Annotated in this window: 11 protein-coding genes and 1 tRNA gene; 5 read left to right on the top strand and 7 right to left on the bottom strand. The window is 62.7% G+C overall.

Annotated features, from left to right (window positions below; genetic code table 11):
- Window positions 1–201: 201 nt before the first annotated feature.
- From carB to gloB, 5 genes are all read right to left on the bottom strand, one after another.
- On the bottom strand, window positions 202–3,456 hold the full coding sequence (gene carB, locus C0Z16_RS06060) for a carbamoyl-phosphate synthase large subunit (RefSeq protein ID WP_102631262.1): 3,255 nt from the start codon (window positions 3,454–3,456) through the stop codon (window positions 202–204).
- A 120-nt stretch (window positions 3,457–3,576) separates the two neighbouring features.
- Window positions 3,577–4,731 (bottom strand): glutamine-hydrolyzing carbamoyl-phosphate synthase small subunit, encoded by a 1,155-nt coding sequence (carA, locus tag C0Z16_RS06055; RefSeq protein WP_102631261.1) that lies wholly within the window; start codon window positions 4,729–4,731, stop codon window positions 3,577–3,579.
- A gap of 460 nt (window positions 4,732–5,191) precedes the next feature.
- Window positions 5,192–6,433 (bottom strand): MFS transporter, encoded by a 1,242-nt coding sequence (locus tag C0Z16_RS06050; protein WP_102631260.1) that lies wholly within the window; start codon window positions 6,431–6,433, stop codon window positions 5,192–5,194.
- A gap of 247 nt (window positions 6,434–6,680) precedes the next feature.
- The gene (locus tag C0Z16_RS06045; RefSeq protein WP_102631361.1) at window positions 6,681–8,351 is read right to left on the bottom strand and encodes a transglycosylase SLT domain-containing protein; all 1,671 of its coding nucleotides are present in this window, start codon (window positions 8,349–8,351) and stop codon (window positions 6,681–6,683) included.
- A 157-nt stretch (window positions 8,352–8,508) separates the two neighbouring features.
- Window positions 8,509–9,300 carry a hydroxyacylglutathione hydrolase gene (gene gloB / locus C0Z16_RS06040; RefSeq protein ID WP_102631259.1) on the bottom strand — a complete coding sequence of 264 codons (792 nt, stop codon included), beginning with the start codon at window positions 9,298–9,300 and terminating at the stop codon, window positions 8,509–8,511.
- Between the two features lie 19 nt (window positions 9,301–9,319).
- On the opposite strand from gloB, the gene C0Z16_RS06035 reads away from it, so the two are divergent.
- From C0Z16_RS06035 to C0Z16_RS06010, 5 genes are all read left to right on the top strand, one after another.
- Entirely contained in the window at window positions 9,320–10,183 is an 864-nt protein-coding gene (locus tag C0Z16_RS06035; RefSeq protein WP_102631258.1) for a class I SAM-dependent methyltransferase, read from the top strand.
- Window positions 10,180–10,626, top strand: coding sequence for a ribonuclease HI (rnhA, locus tag C0Z16_RS06030; RefSeq protein ID WP_102631257.1), 447 nt, complete (start codon window positions 10,180–10,182; stop codon window positions 10,624–10,626). The genes C0Z16_RS06035 and rnhA overlap by 4 nt, the downstream gene beginning before the upstream one ends.
- A gap of 97 nt (window positions 10,627–10,723) precedes the next feature.
- Window positions 10,724–11,458 carry a DNA polymerase III subunit epsilon gene (gene dnaQ, locus C0Z16_RS06025; protein WP_102631256.1) on the top strand — a complete coding sequence of 245 codons (735 nt, stop codon included), beginning with the start codon at window positions 10,724–10,726 and terminating at the stop codon, window positions 11,456–11,458.
- Between the two features lie 48 nt (window positions 11,459–11,506).
- Window positions 11,507–11,581 (top strand) — tRNA-Val (locus C0Z16_RS06020).
- Window positions 11,582–12,098: 517 nt separating this feature from the next.
- The gene (locus C0Z16_RS06010; protein WP_102631360.1) at window positions 12,099–13,976 is read left to right on the top strand and encodes an ABC transporter ATP-binding protein; all 1,878 of its coding nucleotides are present in this window, start codon (window positions 12,099–12,101) and stop codon (window positions 13,974–13,976) included.
- Between the two features lie 73 nt (window positions 13,977–14,049).
- Here the strand turns inward: C0Z16_RS06010 and C0Z16_RS06005 are convergent, their stop codons facing one another.
- Window positions 14,050–14,514, bottom strand: coding sequence for a DUF2214 family protein (locus tag C0Z16_RS06005; protein ID WP_102631254.1), 465 nt, complete (start codon window positions 14,512–14,514; stop codon window positions 14,050–14,052).
- Between the two features lie 153 nt (window positions 14,515–14,667).
- Window positions 14,668–15,531 carry a hypothetical protein gene (locus C0Z16_RS06000; RefSeq protein ID WP_102631359.1) on the bottom strand — a complete coding sequence of 288 codons (864 nt, stop codon included), beginning with the start codon at window positions 15,529–15,531 and terminating at the stop codon, window positions 14,668–14,670.
- Window positions 15,532–15,725 lie beyond the last annotated feature (194 nt).

The following is a 15,725-nucleotide window of genomic DNA, read 5'->3' as shown; positions in this document are numbered from 1 at the left end:
CCAAAATTTTCTCGCCTCCTCGGGGCCCTGGCGCGAAAGCGACAGGTTCGGGGGCGCTCTGGGACAAAAAACGGCCGTAAAAAAAATCACCGCGGTTAAGTGCATTCCGTGGGAGCCGGCAGCCGGGGGAAACCCGGATCACAGCACCTGCGGAACGCCGCTTAACCGCGGCACTTACATCTTGGACAGGTATTCGAAGCCTTAGTTTAGGCGAGCGTGCAGGCCTTGTAAATCGTAGACTTCGAGGTCCTTCAGGTAGCGCAAACCCTCGACGGCCGCGCGCGCGCCCGACATGGTCGTGTAGTACGTGACCTTGTTCGCCTGCGCGCTCATGCGAATCGAGCGCGAATCGGCGATCGCGGCGCGCGTTTCGTCGACAGTCGTAAAGACCAGCGCGATTTCGCCGTTCTTGATCATGTCGACGATGTGCGGACGGCCGTCCTTCACCTTGTTGACGACTTTCACCGGCACGCCGGCCGCTTCGATTGCAGCAGCCGTGCCCTTGGTCGCAACGATCGGATAACCGAGTTCGTGCAGCATGCGCGCGACTTCGACTGCCTTCGGCTTGTCGGCGTCCATTACGGTCAACAGCACCGTGCCCGACTCCGGCAAACGCGAACCCGCCGCCAGCTGCGACTTGAACAGCGCCTCACCGAACGTTTGGCCCACGCCCATCACTTCGCCGGTCGAACGCATTTCGGGTCCGAGCACCGGGTCGACCGCCGGGAACTTGACGAACGGGAACACCGCTTCCTTCACACTGAAGTACGGCGGATCGATTTCCTTCGTCACCCCTTGCTGCGCGAGCTTCTGACCGACCATGGCGCGCGCCGCGATCTTCGCGAGCGGCAGGCTGGTCGCCTTCGACACGTACGGGACCGTACGCGAAGCGCGCGGATTCACTTCCAGCACGTAGATGATGTCTTCTTTCGAGCCGTCCGCCTGCGGGACCTGCTGAATCGCGAACTGCACGTTCATCAGGCCGATCACGTTCAGCGCCTTCGCCATTGCGCCAGTTTGACGCTTCAGCTCAGCCACGGTTTCTTTCGACAGCGAGTACGGCGGCAGCGAGCAAGCCGAGTCGCCCGAGTGCACGCCCGCCTGCTCGATGTGCTCCATCACGCCGCCGATGAACACCGCTTCGCCATCCGAGATGCAATCCACGTCGCATTCGATCGCGTCGTTCAGGAAGCGGTCAAGCAGCACCGGCGAATCGTTCGACACCTTCACGGCCTCGCGCATGTAGCGTTCGAGATCGCGCGGCTCGTGGACGATTTCCATCGCGCGGCCGCCCAGCACGTACGACGGACGCACCACCAGCGGATAACCGATTTCATTCGCGAGCTTGAGCGCTTCGTCTTCAGCTCGCGCGGTGCGGTTCGGCGGCTGACGCAAGCCGAGGTCCTGCAACAGTTTCTGGAAACGCTCGCGGTCTTCGGCCGCGTCGATCATGTCCGGCGACGTGCCGATGATCGGCACACCGTTCGCTTCGAGGTCGAGTGCGAGCTTCAGCGGCGTCTGGCCGCCATATTGCACGATCACGCCGACCGGCTTTTCCTTGTCGACGATTTCCAGCACATCTTCCAGCGTGAGCGATTCGAAGTACAGACGGTCGGACGTGTCGTAGTCGGTCGAAACGGTTTCAGGGTTGCAGTTGACCATGATGGTTTCATAGCCGTCCTCGCGCATGGCGAGCGCAGCGTGCACGCAGCAGTAGTCGAACTCGATGCCCTGGCCGATCCGGTTCGGGCCGCCGCCCAGCACCATGATCTTCTTGTTGTTCGTCGGGTTCGCCTCGCACTCTTCCTCGTAGGTCGAGTACATGTAGGCGGTTTTCGTGGCGAATTCCGCAGCGCACGTATCGACGCGCTTGTACACCGGGCGTACGTTCAACTCGATACGGCGCGCACGCACTTGCGCCGGCTTAGCGCCGACGAGCTTCGCCAGACGCCGATCCGAGAAGCCGCTTTGCTTCAGGTATTTCAGTTCTTCCCTCGAGAGGCTCGCGAGCGTACGGCCGGCCAGCGCGTTTTCCTTCAGGACGATCTGTTCGATCTGCGCGAGGAACCACGGGTCGATCGACGTCTCTTCGAAAATCTCGTGCGCCGTCATGCCGATACGGAACGCGTCGCCCACGTACCAGATGCGGTCCGGACCGGCTTCGCCAATCTCGCGGATGATCTCGTCGCGGTTATCGGTCTTTTCGTCCAGACCGTCGACGCCGACTTCAAGACCGCGCAGCGCTTTCTGGAACGATTCCTGGAACGTGCGGCCGATCGCCATGACTTCGCCGACCGACTTCATTTGCGTGGTCAGGCGCGAATCGGCTTCGCGGAATTTCTCGAACGCGAAACGCGGGATCTTCGTGACGACGTAGTCGATAGTCGGTTCGAAAGAGGCCGGGGTCTGGCCACCGGTGATTTCGTTCTTCAGCTCATCCAGCGTGTAGCCGACTGCGAGCTTCGCCGCGACCTTGGCGATCGGGAAGCCGGTTGCTTTCGACGCCAATGCCGACGAACGCGACACGCGCGGGTTCATTTCGATAACGATCATCCGGCCGTCTTCCGGATTAATCGAGAACTGCACATTCGAACCGCCGGTGTCGACGCCGATCTCGCGCAGCACCGCAAGCGACGCGTTGCGCAGGACCTGATATTCCTTGTCGGTGAGCGTTTGCGCAGGTGCGACGGTGATCGAGTCGCCGGTGTGAATGCCCATCGGATCGAGGTTTTCGATCGAGCAAACGATAATGCAGTTGTCCTTCTTGTCGCGGACCACTTCCATCTCATACTCTTTCCAGCCGAGCAGCGATTCTTCGATCAGCAGCTCGCGCGTGGGCGACAGGTCGAGACCGCGCTTGCAGATTTCTTCGAACTCGTCGCGGTTGTACGCGATCCCGCCACCCGAGCCGCCGAGCGTGAACGACGGACGGATCACGACCGGGTAGCCGCCGCTGCCGGTTTCCGCTGCGATGCTGGCCTGCACCTGCAGCGCTTCTTCCATGGAATGCGCGGTGCCCGATTTGGCCGAACCGAGGCCGATCTTCGTCATCGCGTCTTTGAACTTCTGGCGGTCTTCCGCCTTGTCGATTGCTTCCGGGGACGCGCCGATCAGCTCGACCTTGTACTTTTCCAGCACGCCGTGCGCGTGAAGATCGAGTGCGCAGTTCAGCGCGGTCTGGCCGCCCATCGTCGGGAGGATCGCGTCCGGGCGCTCCTTTGCGATGATGCGCTCGACCACTTCCCACGTGATTGGCTCGATGTAGGTCACGTCGGCCGTGTTCGGGTCGGTCATGATCGTCGCCGGATTGCTGTTGACGAGAATGACTTTGTAGCCTTCCTCACGCAACGCCTTGCATGCCTGCGCGCCCGAGTAGTCGAACTCGCACGCCTGGCCGATGATGATCGGACCCGCGCCGATAATGAGAATGCTCTTGATGTCTGTCCGCTTGGGCATAACGCTCTCGCTAATGTATTCCTGAATTCTTTCCGTCAGCGCGCGCCGCGTGGGCGTCGCGCGCGCTTTGCTTCTCGCCGCTTTTTGCTGTGCTTTTTGCTGTGCTTCCCGCCCGGCTTCTTAGGCCGCCGCGGTCTTGCCGGCCTTCTTCGCGTCCATCAACGCGGTGAAGCGGTCGAACAGATAGGCGATGTCGTGCGGGCCAGGCGACGCTTCCGGATGGCCCTGAAAGCAGAATGCCGGCTTGTCGGAGAGCGCGAAGCCTTGCAGCGTGCCGTCGAACAGCGACACGTGCGTCACGCGGGCGTTGGCGGGCAGCGTGTCGGCATCCACTGCAAAGCCGTGGTTCTGCGACGTGATGACCACGCGGCCGTCTTCCAGATCTTTCACCGGATGGTTCGCGCCGTGGTGGCCCGTCTTCATCTTCACGGTTTTGGCACCGAGCGCGAGGCCCATGATCTGATGGCCGAGGCAGATGCCGAAGGTCGGAATGCCGCGCTCGATCAGTTCTTTGGTAGCCGCGATCGCGTAGTCGCACGGCTCGGGGTCGCCCGGGCCGTTTGACAGGAAGATGCCGTCCGGATTGAGCGCGAGCGCTTCGGCCGCGGAGGCTTGTGCCGGCAGCACGGTGACGTGGCAGCCGCGCTCAGCGAGCATGCGCAGGATGTTGTACTTGACGCCGTAGTCGAATGCGACGACGCGGTACTTCGGCGCATTCAGCTTGCCGTAGCCGCTGCCTAGACGCCATTCGGTCTGCGTCCATTCGTACGTTTCCTTCGTCGACACGACTTTTGCGAGGTCCATGCCCGAGAGGCCCGGGAACGAGCGGGCGAGTTCGATTGCGCGCGCTTCGTCGTCCGAACCGGCGAGGATGGCGCCGTTCTGCGCACCCTTGTCGCGCAGAACGCGGGTCAGCATGCGCGTATCGAGACCGGCGATGGCGACCACGCCTTCGTCCTGCAAGTATTGCGTGAGCGTGCGCTCCATGCGGAAGTTCGACGCAAGAACCGGCAGGTCGCGGATGATCAGCCCGGCGGCATGGACTTTCGTTGCTTCGACGTCTTCGGCGTTCACGCCGACGTTGCCGATGTGCGGATACGTGAGGGTAACGATCTGGCGCGCGTAGCTCGGGTCAGTGAGAATTTCCTGATAGCCGGTGATGGCGGTGTTGAACACGACTTCGCCGATGGTATGCCCGGGGGCGCCGATCGAATAACCACGAAAGACCGTGCCGTCGGCGAGCGCGAGCAGAGCGGGAGAAAATGACGGCAACACGGGAGACTCCTTGGGGGAACACCCTGTTGCCGACCTGCCTATCCGGTTTGCGAGCCGCAGCGAAAAGCATCGACGGGATGCGCGCGCAGACTCGCTCGCGTGCTGCCGTTGACGCTGCAAGGGGTGCGCGATTCTCCAGCGTGTCCATTGTGCGGACGGATCGGCTGGGGTGCGGGCCCTTCTTGCTACGCCAGTGGCGCGCGGCGGATGAACGGTATGGGAGAGGTAGGCGCTAGGGTGCGGGTTGATAAGCTCAAACCTTGGAATTATAGCGTGAAACTGCCCTTCCCTCCAAATCCGAGATGGCTCACCGGCTGGATGGCGCGCGCTACCGGACCGCTAAAAGCCTTACCAGTCGGGGCTTCAAAACGTTTGACGAAGTTTACACTCGCCCATTTCGGATAGCCTCAGTCTATGGGCCCGCAGGCAAGCAGCGTCGTGTAAATGGCCTCGCGAAAGCTCAGGCGTCCTGTTCCGCATGGCGCGCGGTGGCCCGAACTGGCGTGCGCCCCGGCAACACGTACCAGACCGCGCTCAACGCCTGCAATGCAATCAGAATGCCCCAGGCGGTCAGATGCGCAGCCGCCGGATAATGGCCGCCGTTCGCCGGCCAATGCGACAGAATCGCGCCGACGCCGATCTGAAAGCCGAAGATCAGTAGAAAGATGATGAGCGTGAGCGTGGTATTCACGCGGCCGATCATCTGCGCGGGGAAACTGCGCGCCATCACGGCGTAGGTGAGAATGCCCGTGCCGCCGAACATGCCGTACGCCGCCCACAGCAAACTCGCCGGAAGCGGCGCATTGAACACGATCAGCAGTTGCGTCAGGACATACAGCGCCATGCCGATGCCGCAAAAGGCCTGCAGCGATACGCCGCGCCGCTCCAGACTACGTGCCGCGGCGCCGAAACCGACGCAGCCGGCCATCATCGCGAAGCCAAGAATCGATACCAGCCCGGCGGCTTCACGCGCGTCGAAGCCCTGCACGTCGCGCAGCCACGCGCCGACCCACAGCGACTGCATCGCGTAAAAAACGCCTTGCGTGACGACTGAAAATGAAGCGATTTTCCAGAATGCCAGGCTGCGGACTATATGCAGCGTGCCTTGGAACTGCGCGCCGAGACTTGCCTGATGATGGGGCTCCTTCGTCTCGGGTGCGAGCGTCCACTGTGCAAACGCCACCGCCACCGTCAGCAAACCCAGACCGATGCACACCGAACGCCAACTGCTAAAAGTCAGTATCCAGGTGAGCGGAGAACCGACCATCACTCCGCCAAAGCCGCCGATCGCCATTACCAACCCGTTCATCAGCGGCAGACGCGCCGACGCGAAATGCTGCGCCAACGCCTTGAATGCGGCACCGAGACACACGGAGACACCGACGCCGATCAGCAGCCGCCCGGCCATCATCATGCCGAGGCTGTGGGCCGCGCCGAACATCCAGATTCCCGCGGCGGCGAACAGCAAAGTGACAGCCGTGACGCGCCGGGCACCGAAATGATCGAGCAGCACGCCGGCCGGGATCTGCGCGCCCGCAAAGCCGAGAAAGTACAGACTGGTCAGCACGCCGAGATCGGCTGCGGACAAACCGAGATCGCGCGTGATGAACGGCGCGAAACCTAGATTGACGCCGCGGAACACGTACGACACGAAATAACCGGCGGAAAACAGCAGAAAGACGCGCAACTGGGTCGACGACATACGCTCTTTTGATCCGGATGGCGTTGGCCAAAGGACGAACATTATCGGATTTCCGCGGAACTCGCCGACCGCTGCCGACCGCTGATCGACCGCTCAGCGCTCAACGCGGCGTCCCTCGCCGACGATCCGCACAATGGAAAACGCCGTCACCAGAAGGTGACGGCGTTGAAAAATGCACGGCGCGACTGGAGCGGACTGGACGCGTTGGTCTGACCCACAGACGGCTGTCGCATAGCCGCTTATTGCGCTACTTATCCTTCTTCGCGCTGGCCGCGGTCTTCGTCGCCTTGCTGGACGTGGAAGCCGATACTTTAGTCACCTTGCCGGCGCTCGCGGTAGATGCTTTCGACTTGCCGGCCTTGCTCACCGGCTCGGACACCTTCACCACCGCCGACTGGCCGCGCCCCTTCTTCCTGTCGTAGCGCGACTCGCTTTTCGTGCCGCCGACGCGAGTACCGATCTTCTGGACGCCGCCGCCCTGGACGTCGGTCGCGATGCGCTCGGGGCCCGGTTCGCTCGGGACAGCCCTGCCAACCGGCACGTGCAGCACGACGACCTGGCCGCGCGATACGCTATCGCGGTGCGTGCGGTTCCACGCCTTCAACTGACCGACGGACACGCCATAACGCATCGCGAGCGCCGCCATCGACTGATTGCGGCGCACGCGGATCAGCATTTTACGTGTGTCGGGGACGTCGGGCTCCATGGCGAGGACCGCGCTTTCGGCAACGTCCGCGCTGATGTCCTCGTCGTCATCCGAACCGCGCGGCACAACGATGGTGGAACCGGGTTTCAGACGCATGCCGACTGGAATCTTGTTCACTTCCATCAGCGTGTCGGCGTCGACGCCGATTTTTTGCGCGATTGCCGCCGGCGCCGAACGCTCGGTGACCGTGTACGTGGTCCACGAAGACAGCGAACCCGAATACGTTTTCAGATTGCGCTCGAATGCGCTGGCGTTGTCGAACGGCAGCAAAATCTGCGGCTGCGTCGCGCCAAGGATCACGGGCTTCCTGAACGACGGGTTCAGCGAACGGAATTCGTCGAGCGACAGGTTGGCCAGTTTGGCGGCCGTGTCTACGTCGATATCGTGCGACGTGGTGACGGTCACGAAGTACGGGTGATTCGGAATCGACGGCAGTGCGAGCCCGTACATTTGCGGGTTCGTCACGATGTTCTTCACCGCCTGCAGCTTCGGCACGTAGTTGCGCGTTTCGTTCGGCATGCGCAGGCTTAGGTAATCCGTGGGCAAACCCGCCGCTTCGTTACGCGCGATCGCGCGCTGCACGTTGCCCTCGCCCCAGTTGTATGCGGCCAGCGCGAGTTGCCAGTCGCCGAACATATCGTGCAGACGCGACAAGTAGTCGAGCGCGGCGCTGGTCGACGCCAGCACGTCGCGGCGCTCGTCCTGCCACATGTTCTGCTTGAGGTTGTAAGTGCGGCCGGTGCCCGGCATGAACTGCCACATGCCGGCCGCCTTCGCCACCGATAACGCCTGCGGGCTATACGCCGATTCGATGAACGGCAGCAACGCGAGCTCGGTTGGCATACGGCGCGCCTCGAGCTCTTCGACGATGTGATACAGGTATTTCTGCGAACGCTCGGTCATGCGCTGCACGTAGTCCGGACGCTGCGCGTACCAGTTGACCTGCATGTCGACGAGGTCGGTCTGCAAGTCCGGCATCTGGAAACCACGGCGAATACGGCCCCACAAGTCGGCGTCCGCGCTCGTCAACTGAGTGACCGAACCCTGGTCGACGTTGATCGTTTCCTTGGCGGTGGCGGTCTTGCGAAGGGCGTCGGCTACGGCTTGCTGGCTGGCGGGATTTGCTGCGGTGGTGGGGCTGACCGTCGTTGGTCCCTGGCTCGCGCAGGCGGCGAGCGTCAGGACCAGCAACGCACTGAAGATAAATCGCATGAACGTCTCGGCTTCCACAAGGGCTGGAATTTGCAGCCGATAGTACGAAACCGCAACGTCTACGTCAATCGAAAAGTGACCAAAAAGATCAAGCAAATCTAGGGCTTGGCGAATTCTTCCGATTCTTCGCCTGAGGAAGACCCTAACGCGAACCCGGTCACCGGAAGCGGTTCTTCCATTCGCGCATCAATGTGAACGCCGCCAGCCGGTCGGATACCCTTTCGTGCAGTTGCTCCTGCAGGGTCGCCTGGACGGCGGGATTGTCCGCGCGAAGGAACGGATTCACGGCACGTTCGTGGGCAATCGTGGTGGGCAGCGTCGGCACGTTGCGGGCTCGCAACTCGCTCGCCTTGTCGCGCCAGGCCTGAAGCTCGGCATTACCGGGCTCGCAGGCGAGCGCGAAGCGGATGTTGGAAAGCGTGTATTCGTGCGCGCAGTGGACCTCGGTCGCGCCGGGCAGCGCGGCGAGCGAGTCGAGCGACGCGAGCATCTGACCGGGCGTGCCCTCGAACAGCCGGCCGCATCCGCAGGCGAACAAGGTGTCGCCGCAGAACACATGCGGCGTGCCATTCGGGTCCGCCGCCTGGAAATAGGCAATGTGACCGCTCGTATGACCCGGCACGTCGAGCACGCTCAATTCGAGCGCGGGGGCCGCAATCGTCACGCGATCGCCATTTTTCAGACGATGCGTGAGATGCTGGATCGCTTCCCCGGCGGGCCCGTAGACGGGAACGGCCTGGCCATTCAGCAGATCGGTCACCCCGCCGACGTGGTCTTGATGATGGTGCGTGAGTAAAATAGCGCTCAACCGCCAACCGCGTTTCGCAAGATACGCGCGAACGGGGGCGGCCTCACCCGGATCGACGACCACCGCATGGCGTCCGTCGGAAACGACCCAGATGTAATTGTCTTCAAACGCCGGGACCGGTACGTACTCGAGCGCATTCATAGGCGACGCATTCTTAGATATGACTGACCGAGCGATTATAGACTGGCCCGCCTGGACGGATTCGCCGCCGGGCCGTTACGTGCTGGAGTGGGAACAGACGCAGCTCGACCGGGTGGTGTCGGACATATTCGGCTACCACGCGCTGCAACTCGGCTTGCCGCAGCTCGACGCCTTGCGCGAAAACCGCATGCCCTGCCGCGGCCTCGTGCTCGATGCCGCAAGCGGCGCGAGCGCGCCCTACAGTTTTCCACGCGCTCAGGCGCATGCCGGCAATGGCGCGAGACGCGACTTTGGCAACGGCCCCGCACGCGGCGGATTTGCGCCGCTGCCCTCGCCCGCCGGACGCAGCGCGGTCTGGTGCGACCTGCTGGATTTGCCATTCGAGGCCCAAAGCGTCGACCTGATCGTAATGCCCCACACGCTGGAATTCACGAGCGACCCGCACCGCCTGCTGCGTGAAGCCGAGCGTGTGCTGATGCCGGAGGGCCAGCTCATCATTCTCGGCTTTAACTCGCTGTCGCTGTGGGGCGCGCGGCAATCGGTCGGCAAGATGACCGGGCGGCCGTTCGTACCCGCTGCCGTCGATCTGATCGCCTTCACGCGCCTGAAAGACTGGATCAAGCTGCTCGGATTCGACCTTGAACGCGGGCGCTTCGGCTGCTATCGTCCGCCGCTCGACAGCGATCAGTGGCTGTCCCGCTACGGTTTCATGGAAGCCGCCGGCGACCGCTGGTGGCCGATTTTCGGCGCGACCTACATGATCAAGGCGATCAAGCGCGTGCGCGGCATGCGCCTCGTCGGGCCGTTGAAGGTGAAAAAACCCGTCCTCGCCGCGGGCCTTGCGCCCGCCGCCACACCGAACACACGCAACCACACTCAATGACAGCGAACATCATCGACATTTATACCGACGGCGCCTGCAAGGGCAACCCCGGCCCTGGCGGCTGGGGCGCGTTGCTGCGCTTCGGCGATCAGGAAAAAGAGCTGTTCGGCGGCGAAGCGAACACCACCAACAATCGCATGGAACTGATGGGCGTCATCTCCGCGCTCGAAGCATTGAAGCGCCCATGTAAAGCCGTCGTGCACACCGATTCGCAATACGTACAGAAAGGCATCAGCGAGTGGATTCACGGCTGGAAAAAGAAAGGCTGGATCACCGCCGCCAAACAACCGGTGAAGAACGCCGATTTGTGGAAGCGGCTCGACGCACTGGTCGCTCAACACGAGATCGAATGGCGCTGGGTGCGCGGGCATAACGGGCATCCCGAAAACGAGCGCGCCGATCAACTCGCCAATCGCGGTGTCGCGTCGCTCGCGGAACTGTGACACGTGGCCGCCGGCGCACGCACTGCGCCAGCGTGCAAGATACCGTTCTGTTTCCCGCTATTTTCCCGGCTGCAATTTCTGAGGCAAGCTAATCCGAATGCGTCAACTTATCCTCGATACCGAAACGACCGGCCTGAATGCCCGCACCGGCGACCGCATCCTCGAACTGGGTTGCGTCGAACTGGTGAACCGGCGGCTCACCGGCAACAATCTGCACTTCTACATCAACCCGGAACGCGACAGCGATCCGGGCGCATTGGCGGTCCACGGGCTGACCACCGAGTTTCTCAGCGACAAACCGAAGTTCGCCGAAATCGCCGACCAGTTGCGCGACTTCATTCAGGGCGCGGACCTGATCATCCACAACGCGCCGTTCGACATCGGCTTTCTCGATGCCGAATTCGCGTTGCTCGGCCTGCCGCCGGTCAACGCCTGTTGCGGCGAGATCATCGACACGCTCGCGCGCGCCAAGCAGATGTTCCCCGGCAAGCGCAATTCACTCGATGCACTGTGCGATCGCTTCGGCATCAGCAATGCACACCGTACGCTGCACGGCGCGTTGCTTGACTCGGAACTGCTCGCCGAGGTCTATCTTGCGATGACGCGCGGCCAGGAAAGCCTCGTCATCGACATGCTCGGAGAATCGCACGGTGGCGGGGAAGCAAATGCGCCGCGGGTCGCCATCGACTCGCTAGAACTCGTGGTCATCGCGGCGAGCAACGACGAACTCGCCGCGCATCAGGCGGTCCTCGACGGACTGGACAAGGCGATCAAAGGCACGAGCGTCTGGCGCCTTGAACCCATGCCCGTTTCGGATGAGCAAGCCGCTTAAAAAGTGCTGGACGAGCTGGAGAATCCCTGACATAATTCGAAGCTCTTCGGGTGGTTAGCTCAGCGGTAGAGCACTGCCTTCACACGGCAGGGGTCACTGGTTCGATCCCAGTACTACCCACCAGAATTTTGGTGTGTCGATCACCGAAGACAAAAGGGCTTACGCAGGAATGCGTAAGCCCTTTTCCATTTGGTCGTTCGAAGTCGCTTTTGTGGAAATCGTTGTTCGAAGCGGCCTTTCGAAGTCGACGCCGCTTTCCCCGCCAGTGTTCACCACGCGTTCGCGCGATCAGCGGCGCCGTCAACACCGAAACTTCGTCGATTGCGACTGCAAAACAGTGCTGATATAGTCGGTTCTCGGGCATTCGCCCTATCTACTTTCTCTACCTCATCGACCACAGGGAGGCGCCACATGTTCGCAATGCGTATCGCCGTCCCTCACATGGTCTCGCGACGTTGACTCGTCGCTCACGCGGTTCAGCCTGAACAGGCGTCCCGCGCAATTCCAGACAGTCCGCAGCTCAGCCTCGCAGCGTTATCGCCCGAAGTGTTGTCGCCGTCTCATGGCGCGCTTCGACTGTCTGTTCCTTTCGCCTCTGACTGGAACCCCGGTGCGCATCTGCGCTACCGGGTTGTCGCAAATGACCAGAAAAAGACTCGACTTTCGCGGACAAGCCTTCAAGGACGTCCTCGGCTTTACCTTCCATCACTGGGCGCAGCAGCCGTGGCGCATCGTCGTCATTGCAACGCTCGTCATGCTCTCGGCGGTAGCGGATGTGCTCACGCCGATGTTCGCGGGCCGCCTCGTCGATGCGATCGCCTCCGGCGCGACCGCACGTGCAAGCGCATGGCATGCCGCCATTACGGCCTTCTGCGTGCTCGGTGCGCTGGGACTCAGCGCGACTTTGCTGCGGCAATGCATGTACTTCAACATCATCAAACTGACGCTGAAGATGATGAGCGAGATCGCCGCCAACGCGTTTCACCGCGTTCAACGCTTTTCGACCGACTGGCACGCCAACAGCTTCGCCGGCTCCACGGTGCGTAAGATCACGCGCGGCATGTGGGCGCTCGACCTGCTCAACGACACGCTGCTGATCGCGTTGTTTCCGTCGCTAATCATGCTGGTGGGCGCAACGCTGTTGCTCGGCTGGCGCTGGCCGATGATGGGCGCGGTGGTCGGGATCGGCTCCGTGCTGTATATCGCGGTGACCGTGGCGCTATCGCTTGGCTTCGTTGCGCCGGCCGCACGCCTCGCCAACGCGTGGGACACGCGCATGGGCGGTGCGCTCGCGGACGCAGTCAGCTGTAACGGCGTGGTGAAGGCCTTCGGCGCAGAAGAACGCGAAGAACTGCTGCTTGCGCGCGTGATCGGCAAATGGCGGGACCGCACGCGGCGCACGTGGATTCGCGGCACCATCAACGGCGGCGTGCAGGGCGCCATGCTGGTCGCGATTCAGACCGCCATTCTCGGCGCCGCACTGGTGTTGTGGCTGCGCGGCGAGGCGGGCGTCGGCGATATCACGTTCGCGTTGACGATGTTCTTCATGCTGCAAGGCTATCTGCGCGAGGTCGGCATGCACATCCGCAACTTGCAGCGCTCCGTCAACGACATGGAAGAGCTCGTCTCCCTGGAGCGCCAGCCGCTCGGCATCGAGGATCGTCCGGGTGCCGGCCCGATCGCCATCGGCAAAGGCGAGATCCGTTTTGAGCATGTGACGTTTCACTACGGTGCGAACGCCACACCGCTCTACCACGACTTCTCCGTGCGCATCGCGCCTGGAGAACGCGTTGGACTGGTCGGCCATTCGGGGTCCGGCAAGACGACATTCATCAAGCTGATCCAGCGTCTCTATGATGTGTCCGAAGGCCGCATCACGATCGACGGTCAGGACATCGCGCAGGTGAAGCAAGCGTCGTTGCGCAGCCAGCTTGCAATCGTGCAGCAAGAGCCGGTGCTGTTTCACCGCTCGCTGGCGGAGAACATCGCGTATGCGCGACCGGGCGCAAGCCATGCCGAGATCGAGCGCGCCGCGCGGCTCGCGAACGCGCATGAGTTCATCAGCGCGTTGCCCCACGGTTATGAGACGCTGGTCGGCGAGCGCGGCATCAAGCTCTCGGGCGGCGAACGTCAACGCGTGGCGATCGCGCGGGCCTTTCTCGCCGACGCCCCGATCCTGATTCTCGACGAAGCGACGTCGAGCCTAGACAGCGAAAGCGAGGTGCTCATCCAGCAGGCCATGGAGCGGCTGATGTTGGGACGCACGACGCTCGTGGTCGCGCACCGACTTTCGACCGTGCGCGCGCTCGACAGATTACTGGTGCTCGACAAAGGCAAGGTCATCGAAGAAGGCAGTCACGAAACGCTGATCGGCCTCGAGAACGGACTGTACCGGCGCCTGTTCGAACGTCAGGCGCTGGAGTTGATCAAGGGCTTGAGCGAGCCACCGGCAATGCACGGAGCAACACGCATGCGCACCCACGTTACGGACGATTCAAGCTTGCTGGTCGGGAAGTAAGGACGGTGAAGATATGGCGCGTCACGCGGAATAGGCCTTTATTAAAGGCACTTTCTGGTGGCGCGCCGCGCGGTCAAACCACGCCCGAGGGCAATCCGATACCGCGCGCCATTCCGGTCGCGGCGAACACCATCAACACGAGCAAGACAGTTTGAATCACGCTCAAGTGCGCATACCGGCGCGCGTTGCGCAACTCCGGCACGGCGCCTTTTCGCACTGCCGCGCGCCAGCGCATCAATGCGAGCATCGACGGTACTTCAAGCGCGAGAATTAGCACGAGCAGCGTCATCTTGACGTGAAAGAGCGGCTCGTGGAGATAGTAGTCGGCGCCCTTTTCGTAACTACCGAACACGCGCATCAAGCCGGTGACGATCAGCACCAACGCAGAGAGGCCCCACCGCGTATCCGCCCGGAATACGGAGCGCAACGCGGCAGGCACCGTCGCGCGGCGCAGCGCCCAGGTGCGTCGGAGAATCGACGCAAGGGCAAAGCCATAAGCAAGCAAATGGAGGGCGGCAAGCAACCAGCGAACCAGCATAGCGACTCCTGCGAACGACGCGGCACCATCGATTGTTGTCTCACTCGCCCGCCGTCAAGCGCGGGCGGCATCTTTATTTCATTATCGACTACGGCTTACTTTACAACGTGCGTGTCGGTCACCGCATGTGCCCGACGACACAAAGCGCCTGGCTCAGACTTGCCGCAGCGTGGTATCGAGCGCGCGTGCGGCGACGCGATCGCCTTCAGTCGTCAGCGCGGTGCTAAATACGGTTTGCCGGTTGTGGCCCGCCGCAGCCGGTGAGTCCCACAGCAATTCGATCTTCGGACGCCGGCCGAATGTGGCGCGAGCCAGCGACGGAGCGCCAGGCGAGCGTGACGGCGTAGCCGAAGCTGCCGTATCACCCGCCGCGCCGGCTGCGCCGAACGCGACCACCGGTGCGGGCGGCGGCGCAGGGCGCGTGCCTGGACCGTCCGCCCAACGCACGGACAGCTCCCGTGCATCGTACTGCCCCACCTTGCGACGCTCTGCCCACACGCTCACAGTGCGCGTGAGCGGATCGAGCGAGACTGCATAACGGCCAATCGCAAAGCGGCGCGCGGCGATGTTGGTGCGCCAAAGCGCACGCGGACGACAGATCCACAGAACGGCCGCATACAGCGCCGGCGCCGCTAGCAACCAGCCGTTGGTCGCCGCCACCGCTTGCGCGGCACGGCGCCAGCCGGCGCTCGCCACAAACGCGCCGACCGACCACACCGCGAAGATAAACCCGAGGAACGCAAAGAGACGCAGCGTTTGCCGCAACCATTGCGGCAGCGGATGAAAAGGACGCTCGGCAACCGCGCGCGCGCCCGGCAGAAAAATCAGCAGGAACAGGAAGACAAGGTTGACGCACGCCCAGGGCGAGGACGCCATGGCCGATAACGACGCGCCCAGATCCATGTCGGACATCGAAAACAGCCAGCGGGCGAGAAGCACGAGACCGATAGCGCGCAACGCGAAAATCGTTCCGGCGCCAGGCGCGGCATTCGCACGCGTCTCTTTCGTTCTCGGCAAGGCATCCTCCTGTCGTCGGCGGCGCCGCAGCCAAATTCGCGGCACGGCCATTATAGGGATATTACGAAGAGCGGCTCGCTCCGGCGGGCCCGAAACCACCACTTTCCATCGCAGAACGCGAAAAACGCGGCGCGCATGCAACAACGCCCCGCGAGCGGCTTGCGCGCGGGGCGTTGCTGGTGGCTGCGGAAGCG

This window comes from Paraburkholderia rhynchosiae, from assembly GCF_002879865.1.
Classification (GTDB): Bacteria; Pseudomonadota; Gammaproteobacteria; order Burkholderiales; family Burkholderiaceae; genus Paraburkholderia; species Paraburkholderia rhynchosiae.
The sequence above is the reverse complement of the archived record's forward strand: the minus strand, read 5'-3'. Positions and strand labels throughout refer to the sequence as shown.